General features: G+C 66.0%; 13 protein-coding genes and 1 pseudogene. 7 read left to right on the top strand and 7 right to left on the bottom strand.

The features are described from left to right. Positions 1-236: 236 nt before the first annotated feature. The 4 genes from H1B27_RS22010 to H1B27_RS21995 form a co-directional block, all read right to left on the bottom strand. Entirely contained in the window at positions 237-1,217 is a 981-nt protein-coding gene (locus H1B27_RS22010; RefSeq protein WP_197967498.1) for an LLM class flavin-dependent oxidoreductase, read from the bottom strand. Continuing rightward, on the bottom strand, positions 1,214-1,945 hold the full coding sequence (locus H1B27_RS22005; RefSeq protein WP_197967497.1) for a 4'-phosphopantetheinyl transferase family protein: 732 nt from the start codon (positions 1,943-1,945) through the stop codon (positions 1,214-1,216). The genes H1B27_RS22010 and H1B27_RS22005 overlap by 4 nt, the downstream gene beginning before the upstream one ends. Positions 1,946-2,246: 301 nt before the next feature. Continuing rightward, entirely contained in the window at positions 2,247-2,417 is a 171-nt protein-coding gene (locus tag H1B27_RS22000) for a hypothetical protein (RefSeq protein ID WP_165936361.1), read from the bottom strand. A 139-nt stretch (positions 2,418-2,556) separates the two neighbouring features. Further along, positions 2,557-9,000 carry a non-ribosomal peptide synthetase gene (locus H1B27_RS21995; protein WP_197967496.1) on the bottom strand — a complete coding sequence of 2,148 codons (6,444 nt, stop codon included), beginning with the start codon at positions 8,998-9,000 and terminating at the stop codon, positions 2,557-2,559. Positions 9,001-9,136: 136 nt separating this feature from the next. Between H1B27_RS21995 and H1B27_RS41230 the strand changes: the two genes are divergently transcribed. The 4 genes from H1B27_RS41230 to H1B27_RS21980 all read left to right on the top strand — a co-directional run bounded on the left by H1B27_RS41230 (position 9,137) and on the right by H1B27_RS21980 (position 14,237). After that, complete coding sequence (locus H1B27_RS41230) at positions 9,137-10,456, top strand: adenylate/guanylate cyclase domain-containing protein (RefSeq protein ID WP_376708993.1); 1,320 nt, start codon at positions 9,137-9,139, stop codon at positions 10,454-10,456. Between the two features lie 223 nt (positions 10,457-10,679). Beyond that, the gene (locus H1B27_RS41225) at positions 10,680-12,395 is read left to right on the top strand and encodes an ATP-binding protein (RefSeq protein ID WP_376708994.1); all 1,716 of its coding nucleotides are present in this window, start codon (positions 10,680-10,682) and stop codon (positions 12,393-12,395) included. Position 12,396: 1 nt separating this feature from the next. Beyond that, the gene (locus tag H1B27_RS21985) at positions 12,397-13,191 is read left to right on the top strand and encodes a protein-L-isoaspartate O-methyltransferase family protein (protein ID WP_197967495.1); all 795 of its coding nucleotides are present in this window, start codon (positions 12,397-12,399) and stop codon (positions 13,189-13,191) included. Positions 13,192-13,286: 95 nt separating this feature from the next. After that, positions 13,287-14,237 carry a DUF6492 family protein gene (locus tag H1B27_RS21980; protein WP_061879367.1) on the top strand — a complete coding sequence of 317 codons (951 nt, stop codon included), beginning with the start codon at positions 13,287-13,289 and terminating at the stop codon, positions 14,235-14,237. A gap of 11 nt (positions 14,238-14,248) precedes the next feature. On the opposite strand, the gene H1B27_RS21975 is transcribed toward H1B27_RS21980, so the two are convergent. Both H1B27_RS21975 and H1B27_RS21970 read right to left on the bottom strand, forming a co-directional pair. Next, positions 14,249-15,316, bottom strand: coding sequence for an endo-1,4-beta-xylanase (locus tag H1B27_RS21975; RefSeq protein ID WP_197967494.1), 1,068 nt, complete (start codon positions 15,314-15,316; stop codon positions 14,249-14,251). Beyond that, positions 15,313-16,401, bottom strand: coding sequence for a glycosyltransferase family protein (locus H1B27_RS21970; RefSeq protein ID WP_061879365.1), 1,089 nt, complete (start codon positions 16,399-16,401; stop codon positions 15,313-15,315). The genes H1B27_RS21975 and H1B27_RS21970 overlap by 4 nt, the downstream gene beginning before the upstream one ends. Before the next feature lie 263 nt (positions 16,402-16,664). On the opposite strand from H1B27_RS21970, the gene H1B27_RS21965 reads away from it, so the two are divergent. Together H1B27_RS21965 and H1B27_RS21960 are read left to right on the top strand one after the other, a co-directional pair. After that, complete coding sequence (locus tag H1B27_RS21965; RefSeq protein WP_197967493.1) at positions 16,665-18,101, top strand: lipopolysaccharide biosynthesis protein; 1,437 nt, start codon at positions 16,665-16,667, stop codon at positions 18,099-18,101. 270 nt (positions 18,102-18,371) lie between these two features. After that, positions 18,372-19,922 carry a L,D-transpeptidase gene (locus H1B27_RS21960; protein WP_197967492.1) on the top strand — a complete coding sequence of 517 codons (1,551 nt, stop codon included), beginning with the start codon at positions 18,372-18,374 and terminating at the stop codon, positions 19,920-19,922. A 28-nt stretch (positions 19,923-19,950) separates the two neighbouring features. Here H1B27_RS21960 and H1B27_RS21955 read toward each other — a convergent pair whose 3' ends face one another. After that, the gene (locus tag H1B27_RS21955) at positions 19,951-20,763 is read right to left on the bottom strand and encodes a class I SAM-dependent methyltransferase (protein WP_197967491.1); all 813 of its coding nucleotides are present in this window, start codon (positions 20,761-20,763) and stop codon (positions 19,951-19,953) included. 149 nt (positions 20,764-20,912) lie between these two features. On the opposite strand from H1B27_RS21955, the pseudogene H1B27_RS21950 reads away from it, so the two are divergent. Then, positions 20,913-21,275 (top strand): annotated as a pseudogene (locus tag H1B27_RS21950) (SDR family NAD(P)-dependent oxidoreductase); the annotation flags it as partial. Between the last annotated feature and the right edge of the window lie 150 nt (positions 21,276-21,425).

The following is a 21,425-nucleotide window of genomic DNA, read 5'->3' as shown; positions in this document are numbered from 1 at the left end:
CTCCCCGCAAGCGAGCAGGGCTATCGCATATGACAGTGGGGGTGCCGGCCGGGCCTGCATGGTTCGAGACGCCCGCTTTGGCGGGCTCCTCACCATGAGGGTCTGATATCTCGCCGCAAAATGCGCCCTCATCCTGAGGGCCCGCCGGAGGCGGGCGTCTCGAAGGATGGCCGCAAGCGAGTTTCCTGCCGCGTTTCCTCATATGCGATTGCCGCTCGCGTGAGAGGGAGAAGGCTTCAAAACATCCCGCTCGCCGCGAGCGCCTTGCGGACGTGCTGCATCTCGGACTCGTCGGCGACCATGTCGAGCATGATCGTGGTCAGGCCTTTCGCCGAAAACTGCTTCAGCTTCGCGCCGATCTCTTCGTAGCTGCCGACGAGATAGGGGCAGTCGGCCTGGAAGGTCAGGAACGGCAGCAGCCAGTAGCCGTTGTCCTGAAGTTCGCCGCTTTGCCCCTCATGGAGCCGGCGCTTCCACACGGAGTCGCTGTTCTCCACCGTGAGCGCGAGCAGCTCGCGATCATCTTGATTGTCGCGGAAGCGCGCCGTTGCGGCCAGCCGGGCCTCGTCGCGGTCCGCGCGCGCGAAAATTCCAAAGCTCATGCCTGCTGCGTCGAGCCCGCGATCGAGGTCGGGCGGCAGCATCTGCATCTTGATGCAGCCGGTCTCCTCCGCGACGCGCTGGGCCGCCTCGGATTGGCCGGCGATCAGGAACTCCGGCATCAGCTCCGCGGGCAGGCGCGGACGAAGTTGCAGATTGCTGGCGCGGTAGAACCGGCCCGCGAAGTTCACAGGTCGCGGGCTTGCCAGCAACTGGCGCATCAGCGCGACGTATTCGCCGAGCCGAACGTAACGATCGGCATGCGACTGGTCGTCGCCCAGTCCCTGCAAGTCGCTGACCGCCGTCCCCGTGATCATGTTGAGGTAGACCTTGCGGCCGTAGAGCTGCGCGAAGGACGAAACGAATTTCGCGGCCGTGAACGGGTGCATGTAGAGCGGATTGACGGCGATCAGCGGCGAACTCCGCGTCGTCTCTGCCATGATGTGCTGGGCCATCGCCCAGGGCTCGACGAACACGTCATTGCCTTCGAACAGCAGGATGCCTTCGAAGCCGTTGCGGTCGGCGAACCCGGCCACCCGCATCTGCTCGCCGACATAGGCCTTGGGATCGCGGTTGCGTGAAATCGCCGGAAAGACGCGCAGCCGCGGCGGCATCATTCAGCCGCTTGCTGGAGCGGCCAGGCATGGTGGCTGATGGGAAGGCCGCCGTCCGCACGGGAGCCGTCGGCGATCGCGAGGCGATGCGAGGGCGATGGCGAGCACAGCGAGAAGCGCCAGCCGTCCGGATCGTCGGCGATGTCGGGCTTGAAGCTGATCTCGATGGCCTTGCTCGACACCTGCATCGCGAAGGCGTCGAGCGGCAAATTGAGTCCAAAGCCTCTGGCCTTCAGATAGGCCTCCTTGAGCGTCCAATAGTCGAAGAAGCGCTCGATGGCCGCGGGCTCGGGTAGCCCGCGCAGCGTTTCGACTTCCTCCGGCGCAAAGAAGCGGAGCGCGGTGGACAGCGGGGCGACGCGCCGTGACACGGTTTCGACGTCGACCCCGACGGCCTCATGCCGCGACACCACGCAGGCGACGCATCCGTCGGCATGCGACAGGCTGAAATGCAGCGGGGTCGAGCTGACCGGCGCTGCGACAAACGGCCGCCCATAGCGGCCCGCGGCAAAGGACCAGTCGGAGGGCGCGACGTTGCGCGCGACCTGCGATAGTGCGAGGCGCAACATGGCGTGTGCGAAGATGTATTGCCGCCGGTGCCGCTCGAACATGAAGCGATCGGCCCGGGCTCGTTCGTCGACCGAGAGCAGACGCCGGCACGCCTCGACCGCGCCCGGCCTGTCAATGGTCTCGATCAGCCCGACAAAGAGTTCAATTCTGTCGTCCGCCATCACTTGGGCCCATGACGTCAGGCGAGGCCAAATCCCCGGTCCTGACGGAAGATTCAACTGCGCAAGAATCACCAAGAGGACCGTTCCTAACGGTCCACCCAGGCGAATTCTTGTCGATTTGCAGGCCGGTTTACAGGCGCAAGCTTGTGCGAGACCCCAACTCGATCAGCGAGCGGCCCACGACCGAAAACCAAAGGCCGAAAATTAAAGGCCGAAAGTCAAAGACTGAAATCCAAAGTCCGAGAACTGAAGCTCGAACGTTGAAGTCTGGAGATTGCTGCGGCCTCCCGGCCGGCGAATTCTACTTCTTTTTCTTCTTGGTCTTCTTCGATCCGCCCAGCATCGAAAGGCTGGCGTCGACGTCCTTCAGCGCGGATTGCAGCTTCTTTTTCTCGTTGGTCAGCAGCTTCTGGAGGGCCTTGCGATCCTTGTCGCTCAACGAGGTGCCCTTGGTAAATTTGACGAAACCCATAATATTCCCCCGGTTGAAAACAATCGTCCAAATCGAAGCGCGGGAATAATCTTGCGCGGCGACGCCAAATAATCAAGACGCAACTTGATCATTCACAGCCTTCGCACGTGAATCCGTACTCGTCCGCGACGTAACCCGCTCATGCTGCCCTGCGAGCGAGTAACCGGCCGAGCGGCGTGTTGGGCTGCGCGACGGCCGCCGTCAGCAGCGCGACGAGATCCTCCATCCACTCGCCGACCATTCGGCCCTCGAGCAACTCGCGCTTGTAGTTGCATGAGCCGGTGATGCCGGTCGGCCGCTCCTTGAGCATCAGCGACAGCCGGGTCTGGTCGATCGGCAGCACCGGCTGGCCTTCGCGCGCGATGTTGCCGATCGATTCTGTCGCGAGATCCGGCAGATCGAGGGGCTGGCGCAGTGGATTCTGCAGCGTGAAATAGACCTGGAGCAGCGAGGCCGGATCGATCCCCTCCTGCTCCAGATGGTCGGCCAGGATGCTGAACGGCAGCTCCTGCCGCCCATGCGCGTCGAGCACGCTCTGGCGCACCCGCACCAGGGCCCGCGCGAACGACAGCTCCGGCGTGATTGTCGTACGGACGATCACCGTGTTCTCGAACGGGCCGATGATGCGGTCGGTGTCAGGCTGGGCACGATTGGCCATGGCGGTCGCGACCGCGATGTCGGTGCGGCCCGTCCGCGCCAGCAGCATGCCCTTCAGGCCGGTGAGCAGGCACATGAACAGCGTGCAATTGTGCCGGCCGGCGAGCGCCGTGAGCCGGCCGACCAGGTCACGCTCGAGGCTGACCGGATGGTGCCCGGTGGATGCGCCCGGGCGCGCTTCGCCGTCGAAGACGGGGCCCGCTCCGCGCAAATTCTCCGTCCAGTCGGACGCCTGGCGGCGGGCGGCGTCGGTATCGCACCACCAGCGCTGCCAGCGTGCGACCGCCGAATAAGGCGCCGGCGGCTTCGGCAGCGGCACCGACGGATATCCGGCCAGCGCCGCATACCGGCTCGACAATTCCTCGAACAGCACGCCGATCGACCAGCCGTCGACAATGGCGTGATGCAGCGTCAGCAAGAGCACGTGGTCGTCGTCGTGGAGCCGCAACAACCGGGCGCGCAGCAGCGGGGCGCGCGTGGTGTCGATCGGCGTATAGGTCTCCTGCTCGATCAGGAGATCGATCTTCCTGAGTTCGAGCGCCCTGCGCCGCTTGTTGTTGTGGGGTTGACCGTCGCCGATCGTCTCAACGGTCATGACGGGGCCAAGGGCGCGAGGCGCGACGATGCGGCTTTCGGGCTCCTCGCCGTTCCAGGTGAACGCGGTCCGCAGCGATTCGTGCCGGCGCACGACATCATCTATCGCCTTTGCCAGGGCGGCCGGATCGAGCGGGCCCTCTAGACGGAAGGCGAAGGGCAGGTTGAACAACGGCAGCTCCGGCAGATTCCGCTCGATCCGCAGCATCTGGTCCTGCGCGATGGAAAGCGCAGGAGGCCCGCTCGCAGCCAATCGCGGCATGCTTGCGGCAGGCTTGTGCGGCTTCGCCGCCACGGCCTCGTCGACCCGCCGAGCGAGTTCCTCGATCGTCGGTGCCTCGAAGATGGTCTTGATCGGCAGCGACACGCCAAGCGCGCGGGCGACGCGCGCCATCGCCTGGCCAGCCAGCAGCGAATGCCCGCCGAGATCGAAGAAATTGTCGGTCACACCGATGCTCTCGAGCTTCAGCAGGTCGACCCAGATGTCGGAAAGTACCTTTTCGGTGAAGCGCCGCGCCGGCACGGCCGCGTCCGGCCCGGACGTTTCCGGCGGGGCGGAGGCCAGCAGCGCGGAGCGGTCGATCTTGCCATGGGCGTTGAGCGGCACCTGATCCAGGAACAGGAAGGCGGACGGAATGGCGTGGACCGACAGCCTGGCTTTCAGGAATTCGCGCAGCTCGCTGGCGCTGCTCCGGCTGCCGGGCTTTGCGACGATATGGGCGATCAGCCTGATATCGCCGCTCGCCTCGCGGCGCGGCTCGACGATGCCGGCGCGCACGCTTCGATGCTCGGCAAGCGCGTTCTCGATCTCCTTGAGCTCGATGCGATGGCCACGGATCTTGACCTGGTGGTCGGCACGGCCGAGGCATTCGATCGTCCCGTCGGCGCGGCGCCGGGCAAGATCGCCCGTCCGGTAGAGCCGGCTGCCTTGCTGGCGCGAGAACGGATCGGGGAGGAAGCGCTGCCGGCTTTGCGCGGGATCGTTGACATAGAAGCGGCCGACGCCGGCACCGCCGATGCAGAGCTCGCCGGTCACGCCGATCGGCTGCGGCTGGAGGTTTGCGTCGAGCACGTAGAGCTGGGTGTTCGGCAGCGGCGCGCCGACCGGAACGTTGCCCGTCGCGACCGCCGGGGCCTTGGTCAGGCGATGCAGGGAGACGTCATCGGAGCATTCCGACGCGCCATAGGCATTGATCAGCGGCACTTTCGGACAGCGGGCGAACCAGGCGTGGCAGAGCTCGACGGGCAATGGCTCTCCGGTCGAGATCAGGAGCCGCAACCTGGAGAAGGCGCGCAGCACCGGCACTTCCTCCAGGCGATCGAGAATGACGCGCAGCAGCGAAGGCACGATCTCGAGCACCGTGATGCCCTCACGCTCGATCTCCCGCGCCAGCAGGGTCGGGTCCCGCGCGATCGCGTTGCCCACGACATGCACGCGCGCGCCGACCATCGGTCCGGCGAGGAATTGCCAGACCGAGATGACGAAGCTCTGCGGCGCGGTCTGCGCGATCACGTCCCCGGCGGAGAGGTCGAGCTCGGAGATGAGCGAAGCGAGATGGTTCGACAGGCCGCGCTGCTCGATCATGACGCCCTTTGGCGCGCCGGAGGAGCCCGACGTATAGACGAGATAGGCGAGGCTGGAGGCGGCCCGCGGTGCGGCGCGAGCGGGCTTGGTCACCCCTGACGCGATCGCGTCTTCGAGCGCGGCCACCTGCATGCGTTCGACCAGCGGCTCGAGCAGTGCCTCGACCATGGCGGACTGAGCCCGTCCGATCAGCAACACGCGGGCACAGCTCGATCCGAGGATGGTCGTGAGCTGGGCGGTCGGCTGGTCGGGATCGAGATTGAGGAAGGCCGCGCCGACGCGCTGCACCGCGATCATCGCGGTCAGCAGGTCGGGCCCGCGCTCCGCGAGCAAGGCGACGACGCTCTCGGCGCCGATGCCCTCACGGGCCAGCCAGCGCGCGGCCGCCAGGCTGCGGTGCGCCAGCTCGCGATAGCTCAGGGACGTGCGGCCGTCCGACACCGCGATAGCGTTCGGCGTCTTCCTCGCCTGGCGTGCGAAGCGTTCGCTCAAATTGCCGCGCGTGGTGAAATTGGCTGGCGCGCCCCGGCCCTTCGCCAGCAACAGCCGGCGTTCGGCTTCGGTCAGCAGCGGCAGGCGCGAGATGCGCTGTTCCGGATTGGCGATGACGGCCTTGAGCAGCGTCCTGAACTGGGCGGCCATGCCTGCGATCGTCGCGGCGTCGAACAGATCGGTGGCGTATTCGAAGAACCCGCTGAAGCGGCCATCGGCCTCGACCAGTTCGAGCGTGATGTCGAAGCGCGCCACCTTCGGATCGATTTCCAGCCGTCGTGCCGACAGGCCGGGAAAACGTGCCGCCTCGATCGAGGCGTTCTGCAGGATGAACATGATCCGGAACAGCGGGTTGCCGTCGCTGCGGCGCGCGATCTGGAGCGTGCGCAACACCTCCTCGATCGGGAGGTCCTGGTTGCGGTAGGCATCCAACGTGACCTGTCGCACCCGCCGCAACATTTCGCCGAAACTCGGATCGCCGCTGAAATCGTTGCGCAGGATGAGGGTGTTGGCAAACAACCCGATCAGGCGCTCGCTCTCGATCTGGTTGCGGTTGGCGATCAGCGAGCCGGTCGCGACATCCTCATGCGAGGTGTGGCGGAACAACAGGCACTGGAAGGCCGCCAGCAGCGTCATGAACGGTGTGACGCCCTGGCTCTGGCTCAGTGCGCGCAGGTCGCCCGACAGCGACTTGGAAAATTCGAGATAGTGGCGCGCGCCGTGACCGCTCCAGACCTCCGGCCTGGGCCGGTCCGTTCGCAGCGGCAGCGTGGTGACGCCGTTGAGCTGGGCCCTCCAATAATCAAGCTGCTCCTTCGCCGCCGGCGTCTGCGCCCAGCTCTGCTGCCAGAGCGCGAAGTCGCGATACTGGAACGCGGGCGGAGGCAGCGCGGCCGGGTGCTTCTTGCGTGCCGCGGCGTAGTGGACGGCGAGCTCCTCCCAGAACAGCCGCTGCGACCAGCCGTCGGTGACGAGATGATGGACGTTGACCAACAGCGCATGGCTGTTCCCGTCGAACGACAGCAACGTGACCTTCAGCGGCGGCTCGTGAGCCAGGTCGAACGGATGTTGCGCGAGCTTGAGCGCCTCGCGCCGGACAACCGCGAGCCGCTTGCCGGCAGGGCAGGGCTTGAGCTTGACGCGCGCGAATTGCGGCGGCGATGACAGCACAAGCTGCACCGGCTCGCCCCGACGTTCGATAAAGATTGTGCGCAGCGCCTCATGGCGTGTGCAGATCGCAGTGAGGCTCGCAGAAAGCGCGGCGCCGTCGACCGGGCCGTCGAGGAGCGCAACTTCGACGACATTGTAATTGTAGCGGGTCGGGTCGAGCCGCGAGAGGACGTACATCCGCTGCTGCTGGAACGACAGCGGTGCGTCTGCGCCCGCAGCGGGGCGCCAGGCCGGCAGCGCCGCCTCGCGCCGGCTTGCGGCGGTTTCGATCCGCGCCGCAAGTGCTACGACCGTGGTGCAATCGAAGATGTCCTCGAACGAGAACTCGACATTGAAGCGTTCGCGCAGGCGCGAGCGCATCTGCGTCACCGCGAGCGAGTCGGCGCCGAGCGCGAAGACGTCCTGGTCGGCGCCGAGCTGCGGCAGCTCCAACAGACCAGCCCAGATTTCGGCGAGCTGGGTCTCCATCGCATTGCGCGGCAGCCGGGTCTCGTCACGGCCGTCCACTGCTGCAATCAGTCCGGCCAGCGCACCGCGTTTGACCTTGCCGCTGGCGCCCTTCGGCAGTGCCGCGACGCTGCGGATCAGGCTCGGTACCTTGTAGGCTGCGAGCCGCTTTCGTGCGAACTTGCGCAGCTGGTCGGACGTGGCCTCGGAATTCGGCCGGAGCACCACGACGGCGGCGACGTTCTCGCCGAGCTTCGAGTGTGGCACGGCAAACACGCCGGCCTCTAGCACCGCCGGGTGGCCGAGCAGGACTTCTTCCACCTCCAGCGGCGAGATCTTCTGCCCACCGCGGTTGATGACGTCCTTGATGCGGCCGACGATGAAGAGATAGCCGTCGGCATCGAGATAGCCGAGGTCGCCGGTCCGGAACCAGCCATTGCGGAACGCAGCCCGCGTCGCCGCCTCGTCATTATAATAGCCGCGGCTCATGTTGGGCCCGCGCAGCATGATCTCGCCGCGCGCCCCGCTTGCAAGCGTGCGGCCGGTCTCGTCCATGATCGCGATCTCGGGGCCGGCGGCGCGGCCGACCGATCCGACCTTGCGCAGCTCGAACGGATTGGCCGCGATCTGCGAGGCCGCTTCCGTCATCCCGTAGGTCTCCAGCACGGGAACGCCGAACGTCGCCTCCAGCCCTCGAAGAATCGCAGGCGCGAGCGAGGCCGAGGCCGAGCGGATCACGCGCAGCGACGACGACCGGGCACGGTCCGGGTTCGCCTCCGCCGCCGTCAGCAATGCGCGATGAATGGTCGGCACCGCCGTGTACCAGGTCGGTTGCAGCTCCCGCATCCAGCCGAAGAAGGACGAAGAATCGAAGCCGTCGGTGCAGATCACGCTGGAGCCCGCGGCCAGCGCCGTGAGAAGGCCGGAGATCAAGCCATGGGCATGAAACAGCGGCAGGACGTTGAGCAGGCGATCGCGCGACGTGAGCGACAGCACATGGCCGGCATTGTGAGCGGACAGGCAGACATTGCGATGCGTCAGCGGCACCATCTTCGGCCGCGCCGCCGTGCCTGACGTCAACAGGATGAACGCATCGTCGTCGCCGCGCGAGGGACCACTGGTGCTCGCCGGTCCGACCGAGGGGCCGATGAACGCGCAACCGCCGAGATCGTCTTCCAGCCCCGGCACGAAATCGATCACCGCGATATCGAGCGCCCTGGCGACGTCGCGGCTCGCCGAGTTCATGTCGGCCCGGGTCACGAGCGCCGCCAGCTTCAATTCGCTGAAATAGCGTTGCAGCTCGTCCGCCGTCAGATCCGGACTGACGGGGATGCATACGGCGGCCGACGCGACCGCGATCAATGCCAACGCGCTGTCGGCGCCACGCGGCAGTGCAACTGCAATGCGGTCCGCAGGCGCGATGCCGAGCCCGCGCAGCGTGCCGATCAGATCCTGCGTCCGGTCGCCCAAGGCGCGGTAGGTGAGAACCGGCCGGCCAGGGGCGAGGAGTGCGGGCGCCGCCGGTGTCCTGCGCGCGTAGAACTCGAGAAGGTCGCTGATATGCGCGAATATCTTCGTTTCGGCCGTGGCACCGGCTGATCCTTCGTCTGCTCCGGATGCAATGTCCGACAACGCCATTCCCTTTTGATCCGATTGGGCTATTCTTCCAAGAAGTTGGGGAACGCGTCCAGTCTGAGGTGAAGTTTGAGCCCCAAAATCTGTGGTTGAGGGGCTCCAGAGCCCTTCGACGGAGTGCTGGTCGGGCAGAATCACCATGCTGGAGAATGAGCCGGGCACCGGGACGGAAGGCGAGCTGAAGCGCTGGCTCGACGGTATCGGCCTCGGTCACTACACCGATCTGTTCGCGCAGCACCGTCTCGATCTCGACGTGATCGGGGACCTGACCGAATCCGACCTGGTCGAACTCGGATTGCCGCTCGGCGATCGCAAGCGGATCCAGCGGGCGATGGCGGCGCTGTTTCAAGCGGAAACGGCGGAGGCGCCAGTCGAGGCGGTGCGTCCGCAAGCACGGGCGGAGGTCGGAGCCGAGCGGCGCCAGCTCACCACGATGTTCTGCGACATGGTGGATTCCACCTCGCTGTCCGCGCAGTTCGATCCCGAAGACGTCCGCGACATGATTGCAGGCTTCCGCGAAACCTGCGTTCGCGTGGTCAAGCATTACGAGGGCTTTGCCGCCCGTTTCGTCGGCGACGGTATCCTGGTCTATTTCGGCTATCCGACCGCACATGAGGACGATGCCGAGCGCGCGGTGCGCGCCGGGCTCGAGATCGTGCGGGTGCTGTCGACGGCGCACGCGGTCGAGCAGCGCGGTGCGCTCAGCCATTCACCCGCCGTCCGTATCGGGATCGCGACCGGCCTCGTCGTGGTCGGCGACCTCGTCGGGCAGGGCACCGAAGAACGCGACTCCGCGGTCGGCGAAACCGTCAATCTCGCTGCGCGCCTGCAGGCCCTGGCGCCGCCCAATGGCGTGGTGATCTCGGCCTCGACGCAGTCGCTGCTGAAGGGGAAGTTCGACTACCGCAATCTCGGCGTCCATGTCCTGAAGGGAATCCCCGAGAAGGCACAGGCCTGGCACGTGGTGCGCGCCTCGCGGGTGGAGACCCGCTTCGCCGCCGCCAGGGGCTCGCGGTTGACGCCGCTCGTCAACCGCGAGGAGGAGATCGCGCTGTTGATGGGGCGCTGGCAGCAGGCCAAGGACGGCGACGGTCAGGTCGTGGTCAAGTTCGGCGAGCCCGGCATCGGCAAGTCGCGCATCATCCAGGAAATCTTCGAGCGGATATCGGGCGACCGCCATGGACAAGTCTCGCTCCAATGCTCGCCTTACTACACCTCCACGGCGTTCCATCCGTTCGTCGACCAGCTCAAATTCTCCCTGCCTTGCGCGCGAGATGCCGCTGGTGATCGCATTCGAGGACCTGCACTGGATCGACCCGACGTCCCGCGAGGTGATCGACCTTCTGGTCGACCGGGTGCAGAACCGGCCGATCCTGGTCATCATCACCGCGCGATCCGAATTCCAGCCGAGCTGGAACGCGCATTCACACATCACCACCGTGGTCCTGAACCGCCTTAGCCGGCAATTGCGCACGACGCTGGTCGAGCGCGTGGCGGGACGCGAGCTGCCCAAGGAGGTCGTCGAGGAGATCATCGTCAAGACCGACGGCGTGCCGCTGTTTTTGGAAGAGCTGACCAAGACGGTTCTCGAATCCGACCTGCTGACCGAGCGGCACGGGCGCTATGTGCTGTCCGGGCCGTGGCGGCAGCTCGCAATCCCGGCAACCCTGACCGACTCGCTGATGGCGCGGCTCGACCGGATGGGACCGTTCAAGCGGATCGCGCAGATCGGCGCCACGATAGGTCGCGAGTTCTCCTACGAGACGCTGCGCGCCGTCGCCAACACGCCGGCCGAGCAGATCGTGGCGGCACTCAATCATCTGGAGGAGGCCGGGCTGATCATGCGCCGCGGCCATCCACCGGACGCGCTCTACTCCTTCAAGCACGTGATGATCCAGAATGCCGCGCATGCGAGCCTGTTGCACAGCGAGCGGCGCAAGCTGCATTCCCGGATCGTCCAGGTGCTTTCCGAAATGTATCCGGAGAAGTCCGAGCGCGAGCCGGAACTGCTCGCCCATCACCTGACCGAATCTGGCCAGAGCGAGGGCGCCGCCAATTTTTGGCTCAAGGCCGGCAAGCAGGCGGCGAGGAGCGGCGCCAATCTGGAGGCGATCGGCCATCTGCGCCGCGGCCTCAGCGTCGTGCACGCCAGCGCGGGCATACCGGGGGCCGACGAGATGGAGCTCGAGCTGCGCATCGCACTGGGCATTTCGCTGATTGCCGCCAAGGGCTATGCGGTGCAGGAAGTCGAGGAAAACTACATCCGCGCGCTGGAGCTCGGCCATCAGCTCGATGACGACGAGAAGGTCTTCGCAGCCACTCGCGGACTCTGGGTGTGCCATTTCATCCGCGCCGATCTCACCCGCGCGCACGATCTCAGCGTCGAGCTGTTGAGATTCGCCAAGCGGCAGCGGCTGAGCGAGCGTCCGCAGCCGGCGCAGCAGACCGGCTATCTGATCGAGGCGCACCGTGCGATCGCGATGACCATGCTCTATCGCGGCCGCTTTGCCGCCTCACAGCATCATTTGCACCGCTGCATCAATCTCTACAGCCCCGATTTGCACTCCGACCTGATGGAGCGGCACGGCACCGATCCCGGCGTCGTCTCGCGGTCCTATCTCGGCTATCTCCTCTGGTTCCTCGGCCGGCCTGACGCGGCGCGCCAGCACAGCGAGCAGGCGATCGCCAATGCCGAGGAGATCCGCCATCCCTTCACGCTCGCCTTCGCGCTCGTGTTCGGCGCCTATCTCTGCCAGCATCTGCGCGACGTCGAGGGTACGCGCGACCACGCCAACCGCGCCATGATCATCGCCAGCGAGCACAATTTCCTGCACTGGAAGCAGCAGGCGACGATCCTGCGCGGCTGGGCGCTGACGCAGCTCGGCGAGACCGACGAAGGCCTCAGCCAGATGCGCTTCGGCCTCGACGAGTACGAGGCGATGGATTCCTGGCTTGCCGGCTGCTGGTTCCGCTGCCTGCTCGCGGAAGCCTACGCCAAGGTCGGGATGCGGGATGCCGCCTTGCGTGCGCTGGACGGCGCGCTCGCAACCGCGCGGCGGACCGGTGATCATTCCTACCTCGCCGAGGTCTATCGCCTTCAAGGCGAAATCATCCTGTCGGATGGCGATCCCGCCTCGGTGCAGGAGGCCGAGGAGCTGTTCGCCCAGTCGCTGGCGACAGCGCGCAAGCAGGGTGCGCTGTCCTGGGAGCTTCGCACGGCCGTCAGCCTCGCGCGCCTGTCGCTCGAAGCCGGCAGGCGCGAGCACGCAAGTCTCCTGCTCGCGCCGGTCGTGGGCAAGTTCACCGAGGGTTTTTACACGCCGGACCTGAAGCAGGCGATGCAGCTCGTGGCCGAACTCGGGACCGACACGCCCGCGCGTGAACAGGCCGATCTGTGACATGCGCGATCTTGCCGCCGCGCGTGCGCGCTACGTGGAGCGGATTGCCAGGCGCGAGCGGATTTCCTCGCCCCGCCTGCTCGAGGCGCTCGCCACTGTTCCGCGCGAGGATTTTCTGTCGAGGGGGCCCTGGCGCATCAAGAGCGAGGCGGCGCGCAGCTACCGGCTGACGCCCGACGCGGATCCCGTTCATCTCTACGACAATGTGCTGGTCGCGATCGACGCCCGCCGCAAGCTCGACACCGGCTTGCCGAGCCTGTGGGCGCATCTCATCGACATTCTCGACGTCAGGGAGAAGGACCGCGTCGTGCAGATCGGCTGCGGACTTGGCTATTTCTCCGCGGTGCTGTCGAAGATGGTCGGTCCAAGGGGCAGTGTACGTGCGATCGAATGCGACGAGCGGCTCGCGGCCCGAGCGGCGAGCCACTTGCACGGATATCGCAACGTCACGGTCGTCAACGGCGACGGATGCAAGGACGTCGGCGAACCCGCCGACGTGATCATCGTGCATGCCGGCTTCCCGCAGCCGCACCCGCTCTGGCTCCAGTCGCTCCGTCCGCGCGGCCGCCTCCTGGTGCCGCTGACGCAGCGGGATCGCGAAGGCGCGGCCCTCAGGATCACGCGCAAGGGCAGGGGGTTTGAGGCCGAGGCGATCCAGCAGATCCGGATCTTCCCCGGCCAGGGCCGCGGCACGACCGCCCTCGATGACCGCGTCGCCGACTGGTGGCAGCGAGCATCCGCGCTGGCACCGCTGCGCTTTCGCAGCCTCGCGCAGGGGCTGCCGGCGGATGGCTAATACTTCGTGTCGCTTTACCTTGATTGCGATCGCAAGTTTCCAACGCCCCACACTGCCGCTATGAGTGCGGCCTGACTGCCATTCGAGCGCGCGCCATGCATTCCGTTGCCCTGCTGACTGCCAGCTACGCCAAGGATATCGAGCGCTTTTCGCTGCTCAGCGAGAGCATCGACACCTGGCTTTCGGGATATACGCGGCATTATGTTCTCGTTAACGATGAGGACGTTCCGCTGTTCGCGCGGTTCGCCTCCGACAAGCGGGTCATCGTTCCGGCCTCGCGCTACCTGCCGAAATGGCTGTTCGCGGTGCCGCCGGCCCTCCAGTTCCTCAGCAGCCGGCGTGTCTGGCTCTCGCTGCTGTCGTCACCCGTGCACGGCTGGCACATCCAGCAGATCCTGAAGATCGCCGGCGTCCTCAACGCGCCCGAGCAGCGCGTCTGCATCCTGGATTCGGACAATCTGTTCTTTCGCGAATTCGACGTCGGCCAATACGCCGGCGGTGAGAAGACGCCGCTCTTCGTCACCCGCAGGGCGATCGGCGCGGACCACCCGGTGCATGGCGTGTGGCTCCGCACCATCGATCAGCTTCTGGGTATCAAGGAGCGCTCGTTCCCGGCGGACGATTATGTCGGCAACGCGCTGGTCTGGGACAAGGGCACCGCGCGTGCGATGACCGACGCCATCAAGTCGGCGACGGGCCTCAGCTGGGCGCTGGCACTGTGCCGAAAGAAGAAATTCTCCGAATACCTGCTGTATGGCAATTTCGTCGCCAATTCGCCCGAGCATCTGGCGACCCATCGGGTCACCGAAGACAGTATCGCGGTCTCGCACTGGGACGACACGCCGCTCGACCGCCCGGCGATCGAGGCCATGATGCGCACGGCCTCGCCCGAGCAGGTCGCGCTCTGCATCCAGTCCTATTCGTCGACCTCGATCGACGACATCCGCGACGTGTTCCGCCTCTCCTCGCGCGACCGTCGCAGTCCGAGCCTTGCTCCCGATCACATCGGAGATGCGCCCGCGTTCGAAACGCCGAAGACGCGCTGAGGACCAGCGGCTCAGGCGTCCTTTGTGAACTTGCTGATGACGTCCATGAACGGCTTCGGCTTGAACTCGCCGTCGAGCGGCAGCGGGCGGTTCGGCTGCTTGTCCTTGCGGGCGAAGGTGCCGTTGATCCAGCTGTAGCGGTCCGAGATGCCCCAGGTCAGGATCGAGCGCGCCGGGCCGCTGGTCGAGATCGCCGTCAGCAGATCGTCGACGCGCTTGGCGACGATGGCGTCGCGCTCTGCCGGATTGCCCGCCAGCTTCTGGTCGTCGACGTCGAGCTCGGTGACCAGCACCTCGAGTCCCCAGGAACGCAGCTCGGCCACGAAGGCGGCGAGCCCGTGCGTGTCTATCTCGAGCTCGGCGTGCAGATGCGATTGCAGGCCCACGGCGTGGAGCGGAACGCCCTGGTCGAGCAGGTCCATGATAAGGTTGCGGTAGGCTGCCCGCTTGGCGATGAACGAGTCCTTCGCCGACTCGATGTCATATTCGTTGATCGCGAGCTTGACCAAGGGATCGGCCGCAGCCGCCGTGCGGAACGCCAACGGAATCCAGCCTTGACCCAGATGCTGCGTCCAGAACGTGTCACGCCGGTCCTTCGGACTGCGGGGATTGTCCGGAATCGGCTCGTTCACGACATCCCACGACGTCAGCTTGTCCTTGTAGTAGGAGACGACGGTGCCGATGTGATCGCGATACGCGCGCTCGACGCCCTTGGAATCCCTGATCTGTTTGGTCCAGTCCGGAATGTCGTGATACCAGGCGAGCGCGTGGCCGCGCATCGTCAGGTCGTTGTCTCGCGCGAAATCAAGGATCGCGTCGGCGCGTTCGAAGGCGAACGTATGGGCGTCCGGCCGCAGCATCGGCCATTTCAGCTCGAGCACCGGCACCACCTGGGTGCAATAGGTGCTGATGGCCTCGCCAAGCCTGGGATCGGCTTGCAGGTCCCAGAGCGTCGCCGCAGCGCCATAGCCCGGCCGGCGCTGGGCGCGTTTCGATCCCGGCACGGCGGACGCGGATGAGCCCGCCGCGAGGGCCGCGGCGCTGCCGAGGAGAAATTCGCGTCTGTCGAGCCCGGTCACGCGTGACGCTGCATCGCCGCTTCCGCGATCTCGTAATAGTGAAGCGCGCCTTTCTCGAGCGTCAGGTGGTCCAGCACATAGTCGCGCGGCGCGAAGTCCCCCGCGCCGACGCGTGACCAGAAGTCGTCCCAGCCGGCGGTGAATCCGCTCGCATCGGTGAAGGTCATGCCACAGCGCCCGTCGAAATAGGGCACCGAGGACACGTCGCCCTCGAACCTCACCTTGTCCGGGAAATATTTCGGATCCTGCCACGGCCCGCCGCGATCCCAGGCAAAGACGGGAACGCCGCTCGACAGCGCCTGCTGACAGGCGATGCCCTGGCTTTCGTGCTCGCAGAGGAAGACCATGCTGCGGCAACGCGCCAGTGCGGCCTTGTAATCGTCTTCCTTGTAGTGCCCGTAGCGGATCACTTCGACGGTACGTCCGCTTGCCTCGAGATGCCTGCGGATCGGCTCGATCAGCTCTCGCTCGTACCGTCCCTGATCCCAGCGGACCTTGTCGTAGAGCAACACGTCGACGCTCTTCCGATCCGCCGGCGCGGGTGTCCAAAGATCGGTCTCGATGCCGACCGGCCAGGCGCCGACGTGGGGCCAGTGCGGGCGGAACATGTCGGCATACCAGGCGCACGGCACCAGCACGCGTCTCACATCGAGGTCCTTCAGGCTCTCCGGCGCATCGATCGGGTGGTCGTACATGGCGACGCCGAGCAGGAGCGGGTTCTTCCACTTGAACCAGTCGAGCACGAACGGCCGGCCGATGATGCAGGCCAGTTCCTCGGGGTGCTTCCGGATGTGGCGATAGTCGTTGACGCGGTAGCGGATGCCGAGCCGATCGAGGCCTGCGCACAGATTGAGCAGGACGCGCCGCTGGCCGCTGATGAAGGACTTGCCCAGCAGCAAACGTCGCAGCAGCGGCCGGAGATGGCGGTCGCCGGGAAACCAGCGGTCGTCCCGTTCTTCGAAAAAGAGGTTGAGGACCATCCTGTCGCGGCCTCCTGCGCCGAAATCCGAAGGAACCGCAGGCACGTTGGTGCCGCGACGCGGCAGCGAGGCCGGTTTCAGCCGGGTTGGTTCGGCAACGTCCATGTCGGTCACATCAGCGCATCGGAGGAGTCGAGCGACGTTTCGCCATCATTGCTTCTTTTCCGTGATCGCACCGGCCGCTTCAAGGACAGGGCAAATTTAACGCTAACGCGCGATAACCGCGCGCTCGCTCCATTCGCGGTCCGATTTGCAGGCTTATGCAGCTATCTTCGCCGATGCCAGCGGCGCAATCCGATTGTCGCACCAAATTCCAACTGCCTTAACGTCTCGTTAATCCTGATGGCCGCCGACGGTCCCGTGCCCGCATGCTGAACCGCCATTTCTCGATCTATCTGGTCGCCTACATCCTGCCCGCGGCGGTGGGCTTTTTCGCGGTCACCGCCTATACGCGGCTCCTGAGCCCGGCGGAATACGGCGTCTATGTCGTCGGCATCAGCCTTGCGGGCATTCTGGGCGCGATCTTCTTCGCCTGGATCAAGCTGTCGGTGTCCCGCTATCAGGCGATGTCGGCGGAGGTCGATTTCCGCGGCACGGCGATGGTCGCCTTCGCTCTCACGGCCGCGGTGCTCTGCGCCACCACTCCGCTGGTTGTCCTGCTCCGCAGCGACGTCAGTGTCGAACTGCTGCTCGCCAGCATGTTCGTCGCGATCATGGCCAACGCGGTCGATGTCGGCCAGGAGTTCGAGCGCGCCAAATTGCGCCCCTATCGGTTCGCGGCGATCTCGATCGTGCGCAGCGTCTCCAGCGTCGGCTTCGGTCTGCTCGGCATCTGGCTCGGCTGGGGTGGATTGGGACTGCTCGCCGCGTTTGGTCTGGGGTCGCTCACGGGCATCATCCTGAACCTCGTCGGCGACCGCACCAGGATCGCGCGCTTCCAGCGGAGCCAGTTCATGCAGCTGGCGCGCTACGGCCTGCCGCTGACGCTGGCAGGATTGTCCGTCGCCGTCTATTCGGCCTCCGACCGGCTCATTGTCGCCTATTTGCTCGGCAAGGACGCTGCCGGCATCTTCGGCGTTGCCGCCGATCTGCCGCGCCAGTTCATGGTCATGATCGCATCCAGCGTTGCCGCGGCGACCGTGCCGCTGGTGTTCCGGTCATTGTCCGAGAACAACGGCGAGACGACACGCGAGCGGCTGACCGAAAGCCTCGAGCTCCTGCTCGTCGTCGTTGCACCCGTTGCGGTCTGGCTCGCGCTCGCCGCGGACCAGGTCGCCGGCACGCTGGTCGGCGTCGACTTCCGCGCCGGCGTCTCGGCGCTGCTGCCGACCCTTGTGCTCGCCCGCTCCTTCGGTATCGCCAACCAGTTCTACGTGCAGATCAGCTTTCAGCTCGCCGAGCGGCCCTTCATGCTGTCGGCGCAGTCCTTCCTCACGCTCGTGGTCAGCGTGATCCTGATGTTCGCGCTGATCCCCGGCTATGGCCTCCACGGCGCGGCGCTGGCAACGCTGGCGACCGAGGCGATCGGCTTCCTCGCGGCCGTCGTCCTGATGCAACGGGCCCACCCGGTTCCGTTCGAGTTCAACCGCCTCGCCGGCGTTGCCGTTTCCGCATCCGTGATGGCGGCCGCGATCCTGATCGCGCGATCGCAAGTGGGTGGCACCGGCCTCGTGTCGCTCGCGATCGTCAGTCTCGCCGGCGGCCTCGCTTATGCGGCTGCGGCCTGGTTGCTGAATGTTGCGAACGTGCGAACGTTGTCGCTGCGTTTCCTGCGAACGTTGAACCGCAAGGCGCTCGGCGCTTAGCGAAGAAGCGTGCCGCCCGGCGTCGGCCCGTAAGGCTGCACCAAACGCTTGCCCGGACATTCTGCCGCAGCGTTCGGGGCCAGCTTCGGACCAGCCTCGGCCGTAGGCTGCCTTTCGCCAGCGCAGACCGTCGTATATGAGAGATTTATCGACGGAACGTGCCGAATCTCGCCACAGACGGAACGTAAGGCGGCTGCGATTTCTTAATCCAATGATTCCAATCTGACGCGTGATCGACACGGGCGGACTGGCATTTCGACCGAGGATGGCATGAAAAACCGACTGACGACGGCGAAATCCACCGTGGCGATGCGGGGTTGGGGGCCGTCCGGAATTGTGGCCTTGGCGGCAATGGTCGCATTGACCGCGACCCCGGCAACCGCTGCCAAGCAGCCGCGCCAGGCGGCGGAGGCCGTGGCGCCGCGAGTGGCCGGCGAGCCGATCATGGCGATCGTGTCGATCAAGAGCCAGCAGGTCACTTTCTACGACGCCGACGGCTGGATCATGCGCGCGCCGGTGTCGACCGGCACCACGGGCCGCGAAACGCCGGCCGGCGTGTTCGCCATCGTCGAGAAGGACAAGGACCACCGCTCGACCATGTATGACGATGCCTGGATGCCGAACATGCTGCGCATCACCTGGAACGGTATCGCGCTGCATGGCGGACCGCTGCCCGGCTATGCCGCCTCGCACGGCTGCGTGCGCATGCCGTTCGGCTTTGCCGAGAATCTGTTCGACAAGACGAATATCGGGATGCGCGTGATCATCTCGCCGCACGACGCGGTCCCGGCCGATTTCTCCCACCCCTCGCTGTTCGTGCCGAAGCCGGACGCCATCGCGGCAGCGCCCGGCCTGGCCGACAAGCTCTCCGCCGAGGCCGAGGAAGCCACGAGGGCCGCCGATGCGGCCAAGAAGGCTGCTTCCGCCGCCGCGAAGGAAGCTGCCTCGCTTCCCGCCGCGCTGCGCAAGCTGGAACAGCAGAAGGCCCGCGCGGATGCCGAGCTCGCCTTTGCCGACAGGACGCTAGCGAACGCCAAAACCGATCAGGCCCGCGCCAAGGCCGAGGAGCTGCAGCAAAAGGCGGCGGCCAAGGCTGCCGACGCGGCAACGCAGCTCGACGCCGCCAGGGCCGCCGCGCAGCCGAAGCGCGATGCGGTGGCCGCCACCAAGGACGCCGCGAAGGCGGCCGCGACCCGGAAAGCCGACGCCGTCAAGGCGGCGACCGACGCGAAGCTCGCAGGCGAGCCGGTCTCGGTCTACATCAGCCGCGCGACGCAGAAGCTCTACGTGCGGCGGAATACGCACAAGCCGGCGCCCGACGGCGGCGGCGAGGTGTTCGACACCAGCATCGAGGTTCCCGTCACGATCCGTAATCCCGACCAGCCGCTCGGCACGCATATCTTCACGGCGATGGCGAAGACCGATACCGGCCTGCGCTGGAACGTGGTCACGATCGAGAACGGCGACGAGGCGAGGAACGCGCTCGACCGCATCACCATCCCGCAGGACGTGTGGGATCGCATCGGACCGACCGCGTTGCCGCGCTCGTCGATCGTCGTCTCGGATGAGCCCCTCAGCAGCGAGACCAATTACCGCACCGAGTTCGTCGCAGTGCTGAGCAACGAACCGCAGGGCGGTTTCATCACGCGCAAGCCGACCGCGCCTGCCATGATCGCGAGCGATGACGGCTGGGACAACGGCGGTAACGGCTTCTTCTTCTTCCAGCAGCGAGATCCCTACGTCCAGCCGGCCAATCCGCGCCGGCGCAGCCAATATCAGTACTATCAGCCGGCGCAGCCGATGCAGCGCGGCTTTTGGTAGGGAAGCCGAACTTGCCTGCGGCGCAGGCTTATGGCCGTGCCGTGATCACCAGGGCCTGGATCTTGGCTTCGACCGGTCCGGACCCATGGCGCGCGCGGATCGCAGCGGCGACAGCGTCCGTCGCGGCCTGAAGATCGCCGCCGCTTCTCGCCTCGATTTCGCCGCGCAGCGGCGTACCCTGGCAATAGGCGAACGCCACGAGGTCGGGCGTCGGTGCGCGGCTGGTGGCTGCCAGTGTTTCGATCGAGACATTGCCGAAACCTGCGCGTGCGAGATCGGCCCGTATGATCGCCTGGTCGAAATAGCCGTGCGGCGTCCGCGCCATGAAGCGGGGCGGATCGTCGGGAAACAGCTTGCCCAGCGCGGTCGTTGCGTCATCGGCGAACACGTTCTCCTCGATGCGGTCCCAGACATTGAAGAGAAACGTGCCGCCGGGCTTCAGGACGCGCTTTGCTTCCGAATAGCCCTTGACGCGGTCCGGAAAGAACATGACGCCGAACTGGCAGCAGACCACGTCGAACTCGGCGTCGCCGAACGGAAGCGCCAACGCGTCCGCCTGGCGCCAGGAGATGCGGTCATCGCCAGCCTGACGCTGCGCCGCGACCGCGAGCATCGGCTCGTTGAGGTCGGTCGCAACGTAGCGGACGCGGCCCGGCAAAGCCGCCGCCACGGCGCGCGTCACGGCGCCGGTGCCGGACGCGATCTCGAGCAGCACGGAGGGCGAGAGCGCGGCGACGCGTCTTGCGATGTCGTCGGCGTAACCGGCGAAGATCATCGGGACGAGATGCTCATCGTAGAGTTTTGGGATCGAGCCGGCGAAAACCTTGTCAGTGTCGGACATGCCTGCCTCGCTGAAGGTTCGGACGTGAGGCCAAACCTTACCACGGATATGCCGGCAAGGATGTGAAATAGACCGGCCCAGCACGGCGGCGCGCTCTCAGCGAACATCGGCAAAGCCGGACATCGCGCCTTACGATCTTCCGCCGCCGACCTCGATTCGACGATGACGGCGCCGTCGTCTTCATCTCCTCGATTGCCGCGCTGAAAGCCGGCTCGCAGATGGCGGTGTACGATTCCTCCAAGGCCGCGCTCGGCGGCCTCATGCGCAACATCGCCCATCTCGGATCGCGGCGCGGAATCCGCGCCAACCTCGTCTATCCCGGCCTCGTCGACACTCGCAACGGCCGTGAGGCCGGCGCCGGCCGCCCCAACCGCGGCAAGGGCCATGTTCCCTTCGGCCGCCAGGCGACCGCTTGGGAGATCGCCTATGCCGTGCTGTTCTTCCTCTCGGACGAAAGTGTCTACGTCACTGCACAGACCCTCGCGGTCGATAGCGGTCTGATCGGGATGTGAGAGGCCTAAACGGCCAACCGCACGCGCTGACGTGATCCTGAGGTGCTCACCTTGCGATGCATCGCATCGCAAGGTGAGCCTCGAAGGATGGGCCACAAGCGCCCGCGGCCCATCGTTCGAGGCGCGCAAGGGCGCGCACCTCAGGATGAC

Origin of the sequence: Bradyrhizobium diversitatis, from assembly GCF_016031635.1 — a bacterium.
Taxonomy (GTDB): domain Bacteria; phylum Pseudomonadota; class Alphaproteobacteria; order Rhizobiales; family Xanthobacteraceae; genus Bradyrhizobium; species Bradyrhizobium diversitatis.
Note: the sequence above shows the minus strand (reverse complement) of the source record. Positions and strands in the feature narration are given on the sequence as shown.